The organism is Pseudomonas sp. 3HC3 (assembly GCF_044904505.1).
Classification (GTDB): Bacteria; Pseudomonadota; Gammaproteobacteria; order Pseudomonadales; family Pseudomonadaceae; genus Aquipseudomonas; species Aquipseudomonas putida_Y.
Genome location: NZ_JADDRH010000016.1, coordinates 45,642 through 64,155, shown reverse-complemented (window position 1 = coordinate 64,155; position 18,514 = coordinate 45,642). Strand labels below are relative to the sequence as shown.

General features: G+C 61.2%; 16 protein-coding genes. 7 read left to right on the top strand and 9 right to left on the bottom strand.

What is annotated here, in order from left to right:
* The first annotated feature begins 7 nt into the window (after positions 1–7).
* The 5 genes from INQ47_RS19320 to fabB all read left to right on the top strand — a co-directional run bounded on the left by INQ47_RS19320 (position 8) and on the right by fabB (position 6,895).
* On the top strand, positions 8–2,122 hold the full coding sequence (locus INQ47_RS19320) for a TonB-dependent receptor plug domain-containing protein (RefSeq protein ID WP_404702352.1): 2,115 nt from the start codon (positions 8–10) through the stop codon (positions 2,120–2,122).
* Positions 2,122–3,012: an ABC transporter substrate-binding protein gene (locus tag INQ47_RS19315; RefSeq protein ID WP_404702351.1), complete on the top strand. Its 891-nt coding sequence runs from the start codon at positions 2,122–2,124 to the stop codon at positions 3,010–3,012. The genes INQ47_RS19320 and INQ47_RS19315 overlap by 1 nt, the downstream gene beginning before the upstream one ends.
* Entirely contained in the window at positions 3,009–4,940 is a 1,932-nt protein-coding gene (locus INQ47_RS19310) for an ATP-binding protein (RefSeq protein WP_404702350.1), read from the top strand. The genes INQ47_RS19315 and INQ47_RS19310 overlap by 4 nt, the downstream gene beginning before the upstream one ends.
* A 207-nt stretch (positions 4,941–5,147) precedes the next feature.
* Positions 5,148–5,663 carry a 3-hydroxyacyl-[acyl-carrier-protein] dehydratase FabA gene (fabA, locus tag INQ47_RS19305; RefSeq protein ID WP_003251509.1) on the top strand — a complete coding sequence of 172 codons (516 nt, stop codon included), beginning with the start codon at positions 5,148–5,150 and terminating at the stop codon, positions 5,661–5,663.
* Positions 5,664–5,674: 11 nt separating this feature from the next.
* The gene (gene fabB / locus INQ47_RS19300) at positions 5,675–6,895 is read left to right on the top strand and encodes a beta-ketoacyl-ACP synthase I (protein WP_176682179.1); all 1,221 of its coding nucleotides are present in this window, start codon (positions 5,675–5,677) and stop codon (positions 6,893–6,895) included.
* 134 nt (positions 6,896–7,029) lie between these two features.
* Here the strand turns inward: fabB and INQ47_RS19295 are convergent, their stop codons facing one another.
* Complete coding sequence (locus INQ47_RS19295) at positions 7,030–8,037, bottom strand: amidohydrolase family protein (RefSeq protein WP_404702349.1); 1,008 nt, start codon at positions 8,035–8,037, stop codon at positions 7,030–7,032.
* A 116-nt stretch (positions 8,038–8,153) separates the two neighbouring features.
* Between INQ47_RS19295 and INQ47_RS19290 the strand changes: the two genes are divergently transcribed.
* Entirely contained in the window at positions 8,154–9,017 is an 864-nt protein-coding gene (locus tag INQ47_RS19290) for a pirin family protein (protein ID WP_404702348.1), read from the top strand.
* A gap of 390 nt (positions 9,018–9,407) precedes the next feature.
* Here the strand turns inward: INQ47_RS19290 and INQ47_RS19285 are convergent, their stop codons facing one another.
* The 4 genes from INQ47_RS19285 to INQ47_RS19270 all read right to left on the bottom strand — a co-directional run bounded on the left by INQ47_RS19285 (position 9,408) and on the right by INQ47_RS19270 (position 13,141).
* On the bottom strand, positions 9,408–10,133 hold the full coding sequence (locus INQ47_RS19285; protein WP_404702347.1) for a dienelactone hydrolase family protein: 726 nt from the start codon (positions 10,131–10,133) through the stop codon (positions 9,408–9,410).
* A gap of 78 nt (positions 10,134–10,211) precedes the next feature.
* Positions 10,212–12,116 (bottom strand): molecular chaperone HtpG, encoded by a 1,905-nt coding sequence (gene htpG / locus INQ47_RS19280; protein WP_404702346.1) that lies wholly within the window; start codon positions 12,114–12,116, stop codon positions 10,212–10,214.
* 69 nt (positions 12,117–12,185) lie between these two features.
* Positions 12,186–12,668 carry a PaaI family thioesterase gene (locus INQ47_RS19275; protein ID WP_252459839.1) on the bottom strand — a complete coding sequence of 161 codons (483 nt, stop codon included), beginning with the start codon at positions 12,666–12,668 and terminating at the stop codon, positions 12,186–12,188.
* Complete coding sequence (locus INQ47_RS19270) at positions 12,665–13,141, bottom strand: PaaI family thioesterase (protein ID WP_021785473.1); 477 nt, start codon at positions 13,139–13,141, stop codon at positions 12,665–12,667. The genes INQ47_RS19275 and INQ47_RS19270 overlap by 4 nt, the downstream gene beginning before the upstream one ends.
* 153 nt (positions 13,142–13,294) lie before the next feature.
* On the opposite strand from INQ47_RS19270, the gene INQ47_RS19265 reads away from it, so the two are divergent.
* Positions 13,295–13,579, top strand: coding sequence for a hypothetical protein (locus tag INQ47_RS19265; protein WP_176682489.1), 285 nt, complete (start codon positions 13,295–13,297; stop codon positions 13,577–13,579).
* 67 nt (positions 13,580–13,646) lie between these two features.
* On the opposite strand, the gene INQ47_RS19260 is transcribed toward INQ47_RS19265, so the two are convergent.
* The 4 genes from INQ47_RS19260 to sucC form a co-directional block, all read right to left on the bottom strand.
* Positions 13,647–14,396, bottom strand: coding sequence for a DUF599 domain-containing protein (locus INQ47_RS19260; protein ID WP_176682173.1), 750 nt, complete (start codon positions 14,394–14,396; stop codon positions 13,647–13,649).
* 235 nt (positions 14,397–14,631) lie between these two features.
* Positions 14,632–15,945, bottom strand: a complete 1,314-nt coding sequence (brnQ, locus tag INQ47_RS19255; RefSeq protein ID WP_252459840.1) for a branched-chain amino acid transport system II carrier protein — start codon at positions 15,943–15,945, stop codon at positions 14,632–14,634.
* 403 nt (positions 15,946–16,348) lie between these two features.
* Positions 16,349–17,233, bottom strand: coding sequence for a succinate--CoA ligase subunit alpha (gene sucD, locus INQ47_RS19250; protein ID WP_003254203.1), 885 nt, complete (start codon positions 17,231–17,233; stop codon positions 16,349–16,351).
* On the bottom strand, positions 17,233–18,399 hold the full coding sequence (gene sucC / locus INQ47_RS19245) for an ADP-forming succinate--CoA ligase subunit beta (RefSeq protein WP_003254205.1): 1,167 nt from the start codon (positions 18,397–18,399) through the stop codon (positions 17,233–17,235). Before sucC ends, sucD begins: the two co-directional genes overlap by 1 nt.
* Positions 18,400–18,514 lie beyond the last annotated feature (115 nt).

Sequence of the window (18,514 nt, the reverse complement as noted above, 5' to 3'; positions counted from 1 at the left end):
CAGCCCCGTGTTCCCTGGCACGCCCCCGTACCCGCGCCTGCTGTTATTGACCGCCCTGCTCGGCGGTCAAGCCGCGGCCGGCGACCTGTTCATCGACAACGCCGACCTGCCACAGGTTCTGACCGCCACACGCCTGAAACAATCCCCCGCTGCTGTCCCGGGTAGTATGACCGTACTCGACAGCGAACTGATTCGCGCGAGCGGTGCCCGTGACATCCCCGAACTGCTGCGCCTGGTACCGGGCATGATGATCGGCTACGGTGCCGGTAATCAACCCACGGTCAACTACCACGGCAGCAACGTCGACGACGCGCGGCGCATGCAGGTACTGATCGATGGCCGCTCGGTGTACCGCGCAGGCCTGGCCACGGTGGACTGGAGCGACATCCCCTTGGCCATGGAGGATATCGAGCGCATCGAGGTATTCCGCGGCCCGAACACCGTAAGCTATGGCGCCAACGCGCTGATGGCGGTGGTCAACATCCTCACCCGCCACCCCGCCGACAGCCATGGTACGCGGCTGAAAGTGACGCGCGGCCAGGACGGCATCAACGACTTTTATGCCAGCCACGGCTTCGGCTGGGACGGCGGCGACATGCGCCTGTCGCTGTCGGGCCAACAGGACGACGGCTTCGATGAGAACCAGTTCGGCCAGGACTACCGCGACAGCCGCCGCCTGACCCGCTTCAACCTCAGCGCCAACCACAACCTGGCGGTCGACCAGACCCTGGAGTGGCAACTGGCGGCCAAGGAAGGCAGCAATCAGCGGCCCTACACCTACCAGCCGGTGTTCCAGAAGTACGAGTCCGGGAACAATGCCGACGTCAACGCCAAGGACTATGCGGGCTCGTTGCGCTGGACCAAAGACTTCAGCGCTGAGCACAGCCTTTATATCCAGGGCTCAGCCCAGCATTTTGATCGCCAGCAAGTGTGGCGCGCCTGTGATGCCTTGCAGTCGTTCAGCCCCGAACTGACCCAGCTTTGGCAGATGAACCCCGACTTTGCCGAAAAAGTGGCGCGCGGTATTGCGACTGGCGCCCCCCTTTCCACTGACGACCCGGCCCTGAAAGGGCTTCTGCAGAAAGTGCAGCAACAATGGGATGAGGGTGGAAAGCAGCAGGTCTGCGGCGATGTCGACCAGAGCACCCGTGAAACCCGCTATGACCTGGAAATCCAGGACACCCTGAGCCTGACCGACAGCCTGCGTCTGCTCAGTGGCATGAACTACCGCTATGACCTCGCCGACTCGCAGACCTACTTCAACGGCAGCCTCGACGACCAGACCTGGCGCCTGTTCGGCCAGCTGGAATGGCGGGCCGACGAGCACTGGATACTGCAAGGTGGGGCCATGTTCGAAGACTCACGCCTGTCTGGCAGTTCGCTGACCCCGCGCGTCGCGGTCAACTACCTGATCACCCCGCGCCACGGCCTGCGTGCGGTGTACTCCGAAGCGGTGCGTTCGCCCGACATGTTCGAGAACAACGTCAACTGGAGTTACACGGTCAAGAACCTGACCCCTAATGCATTCGGGCTGCAAAACGGTGAGTACTTCGTCAAGACCCGTGGCCCTGGCGACCTTGAACAGGAGCGCATGCGCTCGCGCGAGCTAGGCTACAACGGCTACTTCAGCGACATCGACCTGAGCCTGGATGTGAAGCTGTTCTACGATGAGATCACCGGCATGATCAGCGAGCCTCTGAAGAACAACCAGTACATCGCCAGCAACGCCAACAAGGCTCGTTTCACCGGCAGCGAGGCGCAAATGGACTGGCGCCCCACCCTGCGCGACCGCCTGCGCCTGTCCTATGCCTACGTCGATGCCTGGGCCAGTAACCCCGACGACCGCCGTCTCAGCGCCCGCAACAGCGGCTCGGCGGGATGGATGCGCGAATGGGGTGCCGGCTGGTCGAGCGCGCTGTTCTACTACGGCGACGATGCCCTCAACCAGTATCGCTACGAGCGTCTGGACCTGCGCCTGGCAAAACGTTTTCGGGTGTATGGCAGCAACCTGGAGCTGGCAGCACTGTGGCAACAGCGCCTGGACGATGAACCGACCACGGCCGTGCAGAACCGCTACGACAGCCGTCACCGCCTGAGCGTGAGCGCGGAGCTGGAGTTCTGATGGCCCTGCTGCTGCGCTTGTTGCTGCTGTGCCTGTGGCCGTTGGGGCCTTTGTCTGCCAGCGAAATCCTGCTGGTGGGGGCTGAGGACCAGCCCGGCATCCGCAGCTTCATCGCCGCACTGGAAAGCCGCCGCCCTCACGATCATGTGCAGTTTCGGATCACCGCCAACCTGCCACGCCCGGGCAAGCTCAAAGCCGACCAACGCCTGATTCTGCTCGACAGCGCAGCACTGGAATGGCGCCTGGGGGAAACCGCCGGCCCGCCGGCACTGGTCATGCGGGTCAGCCGGGTACAGGCTGAACAGCGCCTGGGAAAGTCGCGCCCCGCGTTCCTCACACTCTTGTGGAGCGACGCACCGTTGGGAAGGCAACTGCGCCTGGTACGCTACTTGTTGCCGCAGGCCAGGCGCATTGGCGTGCTGTACGGCGAGCACAGCAGTTTCCTGCTGAACGAACTGCGCCATGCCGCACGGCCGCTAGGCCTGGAAATCGTTGCCCAGGACTGGTCCGACCCGCGTGACAACCGCCCCCTGCAGCACCTACTGGGCAACAGCGATGTGCTACTGGGCCTGGACGACCCTGACTTGTACAACTCCAAGACTGCGAAGAACCTGCTGTTGAGCAGTTATGGCCGGCAGATGGCGCTGATCGGCCCGAACGCCGGCTTCGTTCGCGCTGGCGCCCTGGCCAGTACCTACAGCGACCAGGACGACTGGCTGTGGGTGCTCGACCAGTTGCTCGACCAGCCGCCGACGCGCTGGCCGCGCAGCCTGTACCCCACGCGCTACGGCGTCAGTGGCAACCAGCAGGTGGCCCGTGCCCTGGGTCTGGAACCGATCGATCAGAACGCCGCCGCCACGGCCCTGGCCGAGGGAGAACCCACCCCATGAGCAAACGCTTGAGCTGGGACATTCATACCCGCACGCAGATCATCAGCCTCGGCCCCGCCCTGCTACTGACCTTGATCTTGATCAGCTTCTTTACCTTCGTGCGCATCCAGGACCTGCGCCAGGAACTCAACCACACCGGGCAACTGATCGCCAACCAGTTGGCACCGGCGTCGGAGTACGGGGTGATATCGGGCAACAACGAAGTGCTCGAAGGGCTGATGCGCGCCACCCTCAGCATCCCGCACGTGCGCTTTCTGGAAGTGCAGGACAGCCGCAACCACATCCTGGTGTACGTCGAGCAGTCCGACGAAAGCGCCAACCGCGCGCAACAGGTCGAAGTGTTCCAGGCGCCGATTCGCCTGCAACAAATCCGCCTGGACAACGACTTCCTGCAACAGGGCAAAGCCACCACCCCGGCCATCGGTGACGACTACCTGGGCCGGGTGATCGTTGGCATGTCCGACGACGCCTTCAGCCAGCGCCAGCAGGAAATCGTGATCAAGGCCGGGATCCTGGCGCTGTTCGCCCTGCTGTTCACCTTTTTGCTGGCTCGCCGCCTGGCCCTGAGCCTGGCCAAGCCGATCAGCGACATGGGCCACGCGGTCAAAGCCATTCAGCAAGGCGAGTACAACACCCCCCTGCCGGTAGTCGACGACAGCGAGCTGGGCCACTTGGCCCGTCACATCAACAACCTGGCCAGCGCCCTGGAGCAGGCCAGTGATGAACAGAAGCAGGCCATTGCCGAACTCATCCAGGCCCGCGAGGAGGCCGAACAAGCCAACCGCGCCAAATCGGATTTCCTGGCAATGATGAGCCATGAGTTGCGCACCCCGATGAATGGCGTGCTGGGCATGCTGCAACTGCTGGAAACTACACCGCTGAGCAGTGAACAGGCCGATTACACGGCAGTGGCCAGCGAGTCCACCGGGCATTTGCTTAAGGTCATCAACGACATCCTCGATTTTTCGCGCATCGAACGCGCCGCGTTGCAACTGGAGCACATCGACTTCAACCTCGGCGAGCTGATTACCAGCAGTGTCCAGTCGTTCCAGCACAGCGCCCAGCAACGCGGCCTGGGCCTGCACCTGCAACTGCCGGCCGGTATCGAGCAGTTGCAGGTGAACGGCGATCCCACACGCATCCGCCAGATCCTGCTGAACCTGGTGGGCAACGCCCTGAAGTTCACCGAACGTGGCCAAGTACAAGTCGACGCACGCTGGCAGGTGCTCGACCGACAGCTGATCTGGCTGACCTGCAGCGTGCGTGACACCGGCATCGGCATCGACAGCGACCGCCTGGAAATGATGTTCGTCGCCTTCCAGCAGGCCGACAGCTCGATTTCCCGTCGTTACGGCGGCACCGGGCTGGGGCTTTCGATCGCTCGTACCTTGGCCGAGCGCATGGGCGGCAAGCTACGTGGCGAAAGCCGTGAGGGCCAGGGTTCGACATTTACCCTGGAGATGCCGCTGGCCCTCGCCAACCCTGCCCCCATCCCGCTGACGCCGCCAACGACTGCACAAACGACGGTGCCGGACAATGATCAGGTACTGCTGGTGGAGGACAATCCGGTCAACCGAAGTGTCGTAGAAGCCATGCTGCGCAGCCTGGGGCTGGCAGTATGCACGGCAGAAGATGGCCTCGAAGCCGTCGAACTGGTCGGCCGCCAGCGCTTTGCTGCCGTGCTGATGGATTGCCGCCTGCCGCACCTGGACGGCTATGAAGCCACCCGACGCATCCGCCAGTTGCCCAACGGCGCTGGGCTACCGATCATCGCCCTGACTGCCAACGCCTTGCAGGGGGACCGTGAACGTTGCATGGCCGCCGGTATGGACGATTACCTCAGCAAACCCTTGCGCCGCACCGAGTTGCAGCAGGTGCTGCAGCGCTGGTTACCCGGTCAGACAACCGCGACTGGCGATAAATGCTAAAGTGCGGCAGTCTTAAACACTGGACAGGACCTTCATCGGACCTGAAAATAGACGTTTCAGTGCACACCTGTACTTCTTTCACCAGGTGCGCTGTGACTTTCACCACAACGCAATAGTCTACCTGTAGGCTGCCGCCTCGAAGCGCTTGGTTTTCGGGCCGGCCGGGAAGATTCATCCCCTGCCGCAGGGGGTTATTGAGGAGCTCGCATGACCAAACAACACGCCTTTACTCGGGAAGACCTGCTGCGCTGCAGTCGCGGTGAGCTGTTCGGCCCAGGTAATGCGCAACTGCCCGCGCCGAACATGCTGATGGTCGATCGCATCACCCATATCAGCGAAGAAGGCGGCAAGTACGGCAAAGGTGAGTTGGTCGCCGAGCTGGATATCAACCCGGACCTGTGGTTCTTCGCCTGCCATTTCGAAGGCGATCCGGTAATGCCGGGCTGCCTGGGCCTCGACGCCATGTGGCAGCTGGTTGGCTTCTTCCTCGGCTGGCAGGGCCTGCCGGGCCGTGGCCGCGCCCTGGGTTCGGGCGAGGTGAAATTCTTTGGCCAGGTACTGCCTGAAGCCAAGAAAGTCACGTACAACATTCACATCAAGCGCGTCCTGAAGGGCAAGCTGAACATGGCCATCGCCGATGGCTCGGTCAGCGTCGACGGCCGCGAGATCTACACTGCCGAAGGCCTGCGGGTCGGCGTGTTCACCTCCACTGACAATTTCTAAGGGTTATTCGCATGCGCCGCGTCGTTATCACTGGTCTGGGCATCGTATCGTGCCTGGGCAATGACAAAGCTACCGTCACCGAAAACCTGCGCAACAGCCGTCCGGGTATCCGTTTCAACCCGGAATACAAGGAAATGGGGCTGCGTAGCCAGGTTTCCGGGTCCATCGACCTCAACCTCGAAGAACTGATCGACCGCAAGGTTTACCGCTTCGTCGGCCACGCGGCTGCCTACGCCTACCTGGCCATGCAGGACGCGATCAAGGACTCCGGCCTGACCGAAGAGCAGGTTTCCAACCCGCGCACCGGCCTGGTGGCTGGCTCCGGCGGCGCCTCGACCCTGAACCAGATGGAAGCGCTGGACACCCTGCGTGAGAAGGGCGTCAAGCGCGTCGGCCCATACCGTGTAACCCGTACCATGGGCAGCACCGTGTCGGCATGCCTGGCCACCCCGTTCAAGATCAAGGGCATCAACTACTCGATCTCGTCGGCCTGCGCCACCTCGGCTCACTGCATCGGTACCGCACTGGAGCAGATCCAGTGGGGCAAGCAGGACATCGTCTTCGCCGGTGGTGGTGAAGAAGAGCACTGGAGCCAGTCGTTCCTGTTCGATGCCATGGGCGCCCTGTCGACCAAGCGCAACGAAACCCCGGAACTGGCCTCGCGCGCCTACGACGCTGACCGTGATGGCTTCGTCATCGCTGGCGGTGGCGGCATGGTCGTGGTCGAGGAGCTGGAGCACGCCCTGGCCCGTGGCGCCAAGATCTACGCCGAAATCGTTGGCTACGGTGCTACTTCCGACGGCTACGACATGGTTGCTCCGAGCGGCGAAGGCGCCATCCGCTGCATGCAGCAGGCGCTGTCCACCGTCGACACCCCGATCGACTACCTGAACACCCACGGTACCTCGACCCCGGTCGGTGACGTGGCCGAGATCAAGGGCGTGCGTGCCGTGTTCGGCGACAAGGCACCGAAGATCAGCTCTACCAAGAGCCTGTCGGGTCACTCGCTGGGCGCCGCCGGCGTGCACGAGGCGATCTACTGCCTGCTGATGATGGAAAACAACTTCATCGCCGGCTCTGCCAACATCGACGAGCTGGACCCGGAAGTCGCCGACTTGCCAGTCCTGCGTAAAACCGAAGAAAACGCCAAGATCGACACGGTCATGAGCAACAGCTTCGGCTTCGGCGGCACCAACGCCACCCTGGTGCTCAAGCGCTGGGAAGGCAAGTAAGACGCTGCTGCTGTATGTAAATGAAAACGCCCCGACTGGTTCGGGGCGTTTTTGTTTGGGTTGCCTGTGCTGGCCTCTTCGCGGGTAAACCCGCTCCTACACAGGTCATTTACAGTGCTTATGGCCACTGCAGGCTAATGGCGCGCCTTGGGTAACACCGCCAGAAAGTTCTCCAGGGCCACCTTGTGCGCCACCGCCTCCGGCAAGGCATCCAGAAACGGCTTGAACCCGTGCATCTGTTCCCCCAGGCTGCCAAACCGCCCCACCACATCCGACCCCAGCATGAAGCGCTCCGGGTACTTCTCGACCAACGCCAGCCACTCCTTGCGCGGCACGCCGTGCTCATCCAGCAAATACGGCTGCAACACACTCCACGACAAATCGACATACAGGTTCGGGTAGTCCTCCAGCAATCGCGTCAGCACCGGCAGTAGAAAGTCCATCTGCGTCTGGTGACGGTGTATCTCCATGCTGCTGCCCGCGTGCGCCCAGATGAATCGCGTATGCGGGTGATTGCGCAGCGGCTCTTCGATCTCCGCCAGGTACAGCGGGTTGCGCTCGCGCTTGGAAGTAATGTTGGAATGCAGCAGCACCGGCAGATCGCGCTCGGCCGCCAGGTGGTAGATACGCGTCATGGCTTCATTGTTGGCACGTGGTGTGTCGCCGCTGGTCAGCGCCGTCAGGTCATCATGACGGGTGAACACCTCGCCGATGCCCTGCCATAAACCCGGGTTCATTTCGAGCATGCGCTCGATATGACTGACCGCGTTCTTGTCCACCGGGTTGAAACCGCTCAAAAACGGGTGAAAGCGCTTGCGCTGCTCGATCGGCAGTTGCTGCAGAGCCGCAGCCACGTAGGTGTCGGTGGCGCTGTACCAGTAGGCATCAGCGTCATCACCGGCGTAGTAGCGCGGGCGTTTGGGTTCGTCTTCGTGCCATTTCTTGGCCACTGGTATTCCGGAAATCATCGACTGCTCGATACCCGCAGCATCCATGGCCTCAAGCAGGGCCGGCATGCCTTCGCTTTCCTGGAAAAAGTCCACGTAATGCAAGTGGGCATCGCTGTAGCGGTAGTCGCGTGCCTGGGCCGCCTGGCTTAGACAGGCAGACAACATCACGCAGGCCAGCGCTCTGGCAATCATGGGCAGGTTCCTTCTCCGAGTATGAAAACAGTAGACCGGCCGGCCAACGCGACGGTTCAGCCACAGCAGGCAAACCGTTATGCTTGAAGCACTGTCACCTCGCCTGGAGCCGTCCCATGAGCAGCCCCCTGGTCATTCACCCCCGTGCCGAATCGGTCGAGGGCCAGCCGATCCTGCGCCCGCTGCCATCAGCCCAGTGCCGCAGCGTCGGCCCGTTCGTGTTTTTCGACCACATGCTCGAAACAGACTATGCCCCGGGGCATGGCATGGACATCCGCCAGCACCCGCATATCGGCCTGTCTACCCTGACCTACCTGTTCGAAGGGGCAATCCAGCACAAGGACAGCCTGGGTTCGGACCAACACGTGCTGCCCGGCGATGTCAGCTGGATGACGGCTGGCAGTGGCGTGGCCCACGTCGAGCGCACGCCGGCGGACGCCCTGGCCCATGGCTCGCGCCTGCACGGACTGCAGGTATGGCTGGCATCGCCGCGGGAGTTTGAGCAAGGCCCGGCAAGCTACAGCCATCACCCAGCCGCGAGCTTGCCCGTCAGTGACAGCCTGGGTGTGCGCATCTGCATGATTGCTGGCAGCGGGTTCTGCTTGAAGTCCCCAGTGCCGGTGCTCTCCCCTACCCTTTATGCGCACGTTCAGATGCAACCGGCAACCACCTTGCTGGTACCGACCGAGCATGCGCAGCGGGCGCTGTACCTGCTTGATGGCGAGTTGATGATGAACGATGAAGACGTGGAACCGTGCAGCCTGGTGGTACTGCCGGAGGGTGAAGAGGTGACGTTGTATGCGGAGGGTGAATGCCAATTGGTACTGATTGGCGGCGCACCGCTGGATGGGCCGCGGCGGATGAACTGGAATTTCGTGGCCAGCGACCCCGAGCTGATCGAGCGGGCCCGGGCCAGGTGGGCTGCGGGAGATTGGCCGGTGGTGCCGGGGGAACATTCGAGGATCGAGTTACCTCGGTGATCGGGGGTGGACACAGGTCGACGGCTGGGCGCAGCCCGTCGTGTAGGAGCGGGTTTACCCGCGAAGAGGCCGGACCTGCCGGCCAATTTCCACCCGCCGTTCACCGTTGATGCCGCTACCGTATTCGCGGGTAAACCCGCTCCTACGCCGAAGGGGTGGACACATTGGTGATTGGACACAGGCCGTCGTGTAGGAGCGGGTTCACCCGCGAAAGGGCCGGCCCTGCTGGCCAATCTCCACCCGCTGTTCACCGTTGCCGTCGCCACCGTATTCGCGGGTAAACCCACTCCTACACCTGATCGGGGGTGAACGCACATTGGTGATTGGGCGCAGGCCGTCGCGTAGGAGCGGGTTTACCCGCGAAGGGCTGCAAAGCAGCCCCCTACAATCTCAGCGCTGGAACACTTCACTCAGCAGATTATGCATCGAACGGAACGCTCGCTCGGAAGTGCGCCGGTCATACTGCATTTTGCCCGGCACATTGGCATTCGGGTCGGTAAACGAGTGCACCGCGCCGCCATAACTGAGCAACTGCCAGTCCACCTTGGCCGCGTTCATCTCGTCCTCGAATGCCGGCAGCTGCTCTTTAGGCACCAATGGGTCGGAGGCACCATGCAACACCAGCACCGAGCCCTTGATGCGCTTGGCATCTTCAGGATTCGGCGTGTCCAGGGTGCCGTGGAACGACACTGCCGCGCGCAGGTCGGCGCCGCCACGGGCCAGCTCCAGGGCGCAGCAGCCACCGAAGCAGAAGCCGAAGGTAGCCACCTTGCCAGGCTCCAGCAGCGCCTTCGACTGCCCCAACAATTGCGCCAAGGCTTCCTGCATGCGTTTGCGCAGTTCGTCACGGTCATTCTTCAGCGGCATCATCGCCACGCCTGCCTCATCGGCATTGGACGGGCGCACCGATTGCCCGTAGAGGTCGGCAATCAACACCACATAGCCCTTCTCGGCGACTTCCTTGGCGATACGCTCGGCACCTTCGCCAATGCCCATCCAGTTCGGCGCCATCACCAGGCCCGGACGGCCCAGCGCCCCCGGCTCATAGACCAAACGGCTTTCATAGGCCTTGCCGGACAGGTGATAAACCAGCGATTCGACGATAACTTTGCTCATCTAGCACTCCTTTGGCACTCTTCACAAAAAAGCAGCCATGAAAAAAGCCCGCCGAAGCGGGCTTTCCTATGCATCAACTCAAGCAGACAGCTCGACCAGTAGCTTGTTCAGGCGACGAACGTACGCTGCCGGGTCCTTCAAGCTGTCACCGGCCGCCAGCGCCGCCTGATCGAACAGGATATGCGAAAGCTCGGCGAAACGGTCTTCGCTCTGCTCGTGGTCCAGCTTCTCGATCAACGGGTGAGTCGGGTTGAACTCGAAGATCGGCTTGGACTCCGGCACTTTCTGCCCGCTGGCTTCCAGAATCTGGCGCATCTGCAGGCCCAGGTCCTGCTCGCCGATGGCCAAGATCGCCGGGGAGTCGGTCAGGCGGTGCGATACGCGCACTTCGGCCACGCTGTCACCCAGCGCACCTTTCAGTCGTTCGACCAGACCTTCCTTGTCCTTGGCGACTTCTTCCTGGGCTTTCTTGTCTTCTTCCGAATCCAGCTTGCCCAGGTCCAGGTCGCCACGGGCGATATCGACAAAGGCCTTGCCGTCGAATTCGTTGAGGTAGCTCATCAGCCACTCGTCGATGCGGTCAGTCAGCAGCAGCACTTCGATGCCTTTCTTGCGGAAGACTTCCAGGTGCGGGCTGTTCTTGACCTGCGCGTACGACTCGCCGGTGAGGTAATAGATCTTGTCCTGACCTTCCTTGGCACGGGCCAGGTAGTCGGCCAGTGCGACGCTCTGCTCGCCGCTGTCGTCCTGGGTGGATGCAAAGCGCAGCAGGCCGGCGATTTTCTCCTTGTTGGCGAAGTCTTCGGCCGGGCCCTCTTTCAGTACCTGACCGAAGTTTTTCCAGAAGCCCTTGTACTGCTCGGGTTCGTTCTTCGCCAGCTTCTCCAGCATGTCCAGCACACGCTTGGTCAGCGCGGTTTTCATCGAATCGATGATCGGGTCTTTCTGCAGGATTTCACGCGACACGTTCAGCGACAGGTCGTTGGAATCGACCACACCCTTGATGAAGCGCAGGTACAGCGGCAGGAACGACTCGGCCTGGTCCATGATGAACACACGCTGCACGTACAGCTTCAGGCCGCGCGGCGCTTCGCGCTGATACAGGTCGAACGGCGCACGGGCCGGCACGTACAGCAGCGAGTTGTATTCGAGCTTGCCTTCGACCTTGTTGTGGCTCCAGGCCAGCGGGTTTTCGAAGTCATGGCCAATGTGCTTGTAGAACTCCTGGTATTCCTCGTCCTTCACCTCGGTGCGCGAACGGGTCCACAGGGCGCTGGCGCGGTTGACGGTTTCCCACTCTTCGGCCGGCTGTTCTTCACCTTCGGCGGCGGCCTGCTCTTTTGGCAGTTGAATCGGCAGGGCAATGTGATCGGAGTACTTCTTGACCACGTTGCGCAGGCGCCAGCCATCGGCGAACTCCTGCTCGTCCTTCTTCAGGTGCAGGACGATACGGGTACCACGCTGTGGTTTGTCGATGGTGGCGACTTCGAATTCGCCCTCGCCTTTCGACGACCAGTGCACACCTTCCGCCGCTGGCTGACCAGCACGGCGGCTGTACACATCGACCTTGTCGGCAACGATGAACGCGGAGTAGAAGCCCACGCCGAACTGACCGATCAGGTGCGAGTCCTTCTTCTGGTCACCGGTGAGGTTCTTCATGAAGTCGGCAGTGCCGGACTTGGCGATGGTGCCCAAGTGGGTAATGACGTCTTCGCGGCTCATGCCGATGCCGTTGTCCTCGAGGGTCACGGTACCGGCGTCCTTGTCGAAGCTCAGGCGAATCTTCAGGTCAGTATCGCCCTCGAACAGCTCTGGCTTGGCCAACGCTTCGAAACGCAGCTTGTCGGCGGCGTCGGAAGCATTGGAAATCAGCTCCCGCAGGAAGATTTCCTTGTTCGAGTACAGCGAGTGAATCATGAGGTGCAGCAGTTGCTTCACCTCGGTCTGGAAGCCCAACGTTTCCTTTTGTGTTTCCACAGTCATGGTCTTCGAAACTCCGATCTGATGGCGGTGGCGCCTGGCGGCCGGTTCGGCCAGCGTTAACGGCGGATGTCATGCAGATGGGGGCTGCCCGGATGATTTCAAGGGCTTTTCCGGTTCGATCTTGAAATGCGCACGGGCCGTGGCAATCGGCGACTGTCTGTCGCCCTGCCAGGCGGTGATGGCCACGTTGGTCACCCGTCGCCCCTGGCGCCACAGCTGACACTGGGCGTAGGTATCGCGAAAATGTCCGGCGCGCAGGTAGTCGACAGAAAAGTCGATGATTTTCGGAATGCTTGCGCTCTCACTGTAGATCAGCAGGTACAGCGCTGCCGACAGCTCCATGAAGCCAGCGATCACGCCGCCATGAATGGCCGGTAGCAGCGGATTGCCGATATTGTCCGGGCTGGCCGGCAGGCGAAACAACAAGTCATCGCCCTGACGCTCGCATTCGATGCCGATCAGCCCGGCATAGGGAATAAGCGCCAGTAATGGTCGATAGTCGCCCACCCCATGGGCGGCGTTGAGTTGCTGACGCACCGCGTACGGAATCATGCGTCGCCCTCCTTCAGACTGTCACCGAAACGGATGCCGCCCTTGATGTCCTGGCCCAGGCGCATGAACGTGCCCACCACTTGGCAGATGGGCTGGTCGGGGTCGTCCTGGTAGGCGGTACCACGGGTGAAGATCACGTCGCGGGTTACACGGTAGCACTGGGCGTGGCCGTAAATGTCCTTACCGGCCTCAGCCGGGTGCATGTAGTCGATGCGCAGGTCCAACGTCGGACACACTTCGAAGCGCGGCAGCACACACAACGTGGCCATGCCACAGGTGGTGTCCATCAGCGTGGTCAGTGCACCGCCGTGCACGGCACCGGTTTGCGGGTTGCCGACAATGGCCGGCGACCACGGCAGGACCAGGGTCATGCCATCGCCATCAGCCTGCGCCACGCGCATCTGCAACAACTGACAATGTTTTAATGCCGAGAGAAAGCGCTCGGCCATTGCCATCAAGGTTGAATCGCTCATTGGCTGTTCCCACCAGCCGCGGGCAGCGGCATGAATTCGTTGAAAAGTCTATATAGAACGAGGCGTTATATATCTGTAATCTTCGTTGAACTTATTCCGCGTAGTGGCACTCGAAGGAACAAGTCACTTATTCCACCAAGGAGATACACCCCCATGCGTAAACCTTTTGCTTTTGCTCTGATGCTGGCCGCTGCCATGGGCCTGGCTGCTTGCGATAAAGCGAGCGAAGACAAAGCCCAGGACGCACAGCAACATGCCGAGCAAGCCCAGGAAAAAATGGGTGAAGCTCAGGATAAGATGAACGAAGCAGCCGAGGAAAACGCTGAAGCTGCCAAAGATCAGGCCGAAGCCGAGCAGAAGGCTGCCGAAGAAGCCGCTCCGGCTACTCCGGCGCCAGAAGCGGCTCCAGCTACTCCGGCAGAACCCGCCAAGCAATAATTGGCTGAAACAAAAAAACCCGACGATGTCGGGTTTTTTTGTGCCTGCAAAGTTTCGATTAATCGTTTCAGTTAGAGGCTACGGAGCTTTCCTTGGCAGGCTCCGACAATACACTTTCGGTCGGTGTGAACACCATCACATCGAGTACATCCGAATGGAACTCTCGACGGTACAGAATCAGCACTACTCCCACACTCATCGCCATAAACAACCATGGGCTGATGAACCAGCTCAACATGGCCATTCCGAAGTAATAAGAACGCAGCCCCAGGTTGAACTGGTTAGCCGCCAACGACAATACCCGCGCCGCCCGTGAAGCGAACGCTTTGCGCTCCAGCTCGTTGACCAGCCGTTCGCCGATCATCGGCGCCGACCCCACCAGCACGGCGGCAAAGTTGTATTGGCGCATGCACCAGCTGAACGTGAAGAAGGCATAGACAAAAACCATGGCCAGGCACAGCAGCTTGATCTCCGACATGCCCTGGGATGTCTGCTGAACCAGCGGCAGGTCGGCCAGCAACGACAGGGCCCGGTCGGAGGCACCGAGCACGGTGAGGATGCCAGCCAGAATGATCAGGGTGCTGGAGGCAAAGAACGAGGCGTTGCGCTCCAGGTTACCGATCACGCTGGCATCGGCGATGCGGTTGTCGCGCAGCAACATGCGGCGCATCCAGTCTTCACGGTACAGGTGCAGCACACTGGCCAGGCACGCGGTGTCGCGCCCCTTCCAGATCGCATAGCGGGTATAGCCACCCCAGCACAGGGCGAACCAGGCGATGGCCAGCAGGTTGTTGAGGTTGCTTTGGATGAAGTTCATGCAGGGTTCCCGAAAGGGCCATGTGCCTAAAGGATAGGGACCGGATTTCGACGCTGGCAAGCCGCAAAAGGCACACCTGCACAGTGAAAAATGCCTGACCTGCTGCGAAGAGACCGTAACAGACAACCAACGAAAAGCCCCGCATCCTTACGGATACGGGGCTCTGTTGTTTTCACCCTTGGCGCGCACCCTTCGGCTTGTGGCCGGTGCCGCCCTCAGGCTTCGACTTGTACGGTCAGGCCAACGCCTCACGCGGCTTGCCGAGCATGCGGTCGCAGGCCACGGCACCCGCCAGGGTCACCACCGAAGGTACCAGCCAGGCCATGCCGGCATCACTCAATGGCAGGTGCGCCATGAAGTCTGGCAACACGTGGGCAAGGCTGCTGCCCTTGATCGCATCGACCATGCCGAACAGCAGCGATACCAGCATCACGGGCGCCAGGATGCGCGTTGGCGAGTTCCACAGGTCTTTCACGAAGCTCAGGCCGACCACCACGATGCACGGCGGATAGATGGCGGTGAGCACCGGGATCGAGAACATGATCAGCTTGGTCAGGCCAAGGTTGGAGATCAGCAGCGAGAAGCCGGCGAGGATCACCACCAGCGCGCGGTACGAAAGCGGCAGGATCTGGCTGAAGTACTCGGCGCAGGCACAGGTCAGGCCAACCGCAGTCACCAGGCAGGCCAGCGCGATCAGCACGGCCAGGAAGCCGCTGCCCAGCGAACCGAAGGTGTGCTGTACGTAGGCATGCAGCACCGCCGCACCGTTGGTGGCGTCAGCCGCGATGTCGTGGCTGGTGGCACCCAGGCGGAACAGGCTGATGTAGACCAGGGCCAGCCCGACACCGGCGATCAGGCCGGCGATGATGGCGTAGCGGGTGATCAGCCTCGGCGACTCGACACCGCGCGAACGAATGGCATTGACGATGACGATACCGAACACCAGGGCACCCAGGGTATCCATGGTCAGGTAGCCATCGGAGAAGCCCTTGGAGAACGCAGCGGCGGCATAGGCAGGCTGTGCTTCACCAATGGTACCGGCGGGCAACGCGAAGGCAGCGATACCCAGCACCGCCAGGGCAATGATCTTCAACGGCGCCAGGAAGCGGCCCACGGTGTCGAGCAACTTGCCAGGGTACATGGACACGGCCAGCACGACGATGAAGTACACCAGGCTGTAGATGAACAGCGCCAGCGGGCTTTCACCGGTCAGCGGTGCAACGCCTACTTCGAACGACACGGTCGCCGTACGCGGGGTGGCGAACAGCGGGCCGACCGACAGGTAGCACACAGCCGCCAGCAGGCCGCCGAAGAACTTGCCGATCGGGCTGCTCAGTGCATCCATGCCACCACCGACCTTGGCCAAGGCGACAACAGTGATGACCGGCAGGCCCACGGCAGTGACCAGGAAGCCCAAGGCCGCCATCCAGACGTGCGGGCCAGACTGCAGACCGACGATAGGCGGGAAGATGATATTGCCTGCACCCACGAAAAGCGCAAACGTCATAAAGCCAAGCGCCAGGATATCCTGGCCTTTGAGAACTTTCATTTAAGGTAGTACCACACTGCTGAAATCGGGATTCGAGAGGGGATTTCCCTTTGGGTAAGGGGAAATGCTGCCCGGCTTGATAGGCCAGACCCGTTTAGCGTGTCGTTCCCTTTTGGGGTACGGGCACAGAGTGAACGCGTAATGTAACTGGTTTGTCAGTCAAACGCACTGGCACAGTGCTGCTTGTCCGATGTGCGTACATGTTTGTCGTCTGTGTGACCGAGGACGGCTGGAATTATCCTCGGATTGAAACATTCGTCTGCGTGAAAATTCCTATTAAACCTATCGAAGAATCTCTATTGCCAGCACCGGCCTCTTCGCGGGTAAACCTGCTCCTACGAACCCCACATACGACAAAGGCCACCCGAAGGTGGCCTCTGTGCGCGTGGGGGGTGTAGCAGTATTACTTCTTGGCTTCCCAGCCAGTCAGCTCGGCCAGGGCCTTGCCGATGTCAGCCAGGGAACGCACGGTCTTCACACCCGCGTCCTGCAGGGCGGCGAATTTCTCGTCCGCAGTGCCCTTGCCGCCGGAGATGATGGCGCCAGCGTGGCCCATGCGTTTGCCCGCAGGTGCAGTAACACCGGCGATGTAGGAAACGACAGGCTTGGTGACGTGGGCCTTGATGTAGGCCGCAGCTTCTTCTTCAGCCGAACCGCCGATCTCACCGATCATGACGATCGCTTCGGTCTTCGGGTCTTCCTGGAACAGCTTCAGGATATCGATGAAGTTGGAGCCCGGGATCGGGTCACCGCCGATGCCGACACAGGTCGACTGGCCGAAGCCGGCGTCGGTGGTCTGCTTCACAGCTTCATAGGTCAGGGTGCCGGAACGCGAAACGATACCGACCTTGCCTGGCAGGTGGATGTGGCCTGGCATGATGCCGATCTTGCACTCGCCCGGGGTGATGACACCTGGGCAGTTAGGGCCGATCAGGGTAACGCCCAGCTCGTCGCACTTGACCTTGGCATCCAGCATGTCCAGGGTAGGAATGCCTTCGGTGATGCAGACGATCAGCTTGATGCCGCCGAAGGCCGCTTCCAGGATCGAGTCTTTGCAGAACGGAGCCGGTACGTAGATGACCGAAGCGTCAGCGCCGGTAGCTTCCACGGCTTCCTTGACGGTGTTGAACACCGGCAGGCCCAGGTGGGTGGTGCCACCCTTGCCTGGGGTTACACCGCCGACCATCTTGGTGCCGTAGGCAATGGCCTGTTCGGAGTGGAAAGTACCCTGCGAGCCGGTGAAGCCCTGGCAGATGACTTTGGTGTCTTTATTGATCAGGACGCTCATTACTTGCCCTCCGCAGCTTTGACAACTTGTTGAGCAGCGTCGGTCAGGCTGGTTGCCGCAATGATGTTCAAACCGCTTTCTGCCAGTACTTTAGCGCCCAGTTCGGCGTTGTTGCCTTCGAGGCGAACGACGACCGGAACTTTGACGCCGACTTCTTTCACTGCACCAATGATGCCTTCGGCAATCATGTCGCAGCGAACGATGCCGCCGAAGATGTTGACCAGAACGGCCGCGACATTGCTGTCGGACAGAATGATCTTGAACGCTTCGGTTACGCGCTCTTTGGTAGCACCACCGCCAACGTCAAGGAAGTTGGCCGGCTTGCCGCCGTGCAGGTTGACGATGTCCATGGTACCCATGGCCAGGCCGGCACCGTTGACCATGCAGCCGATGTTGCCTTCAAGGGCAACGTAGTTCAGTTCGAACTTGGCAGCGTGGGCTTCACGGGCATCGTCCTGCGACGGGTCGTGGAAGGTTTTCAGCTTCGGCTGACGGTACATGGCGTTGGCGTCGATGTTGATCTTGGCATCGAGGCAGTGCAGGTCGCCATCGGCCTTGATCACCAGCGGGTTCACTTCCAGCAGCGCCAGGTCGTGATCCTTGAACAGCTTGGCCAGGCCAACGAAGATCTTGGCGAACTGTTGAACTTGCTTGCCTTCCAGGCCCAGCTGGAATGCCAGCTCGCGACCCTGGAACGGCTGAGCGCCGACCAGTGGGTCGATGGTGGCCTTGAGGATTTTCTCAGGCGTTTCGTGAGCGACTTTCTCGATGTCCACGCCACCTTCGGTGGAAGCCATGAACACGATACGGCGGCTCGAACGATCGACTACAGCGCCCAGGTACAGCTCTTTGGCGATGTCAGTGCAGGATTCGACCAGAATCTTGGAGACGGGTTGACCGTTGGCATCGGTCTGGTAGGTAACCAGATTCTTGCCCAACCACTGTGCAGCAAACGCCTTGGCGTCTTCCTTGCTGCGAACCAGCTTTACGCCGCCCGCTTTACCGCGACCACCCGCGTGAACCTGGGCTTTTACAACCCACTCGTTCCCGCCGATCTTGTCGCAGGCTTCTGCAGCTTGCTCAGGGGTGTCGACTGCGAAACCCTTGGAAACTGGCAGGCCGTATTCAGCGAACAGCTGCTTACCCTGATACTCGTGAAGATTCATGCTTTTTACCGTCTTCGTTAGGTACTGCGCTTCGGCGCTGCGCCATCAGTGGCGCCGCACCACCTGTGACCGTTGACCCCGGGTTATCCCATGTGATCCGGTCCGGCGGACTTTC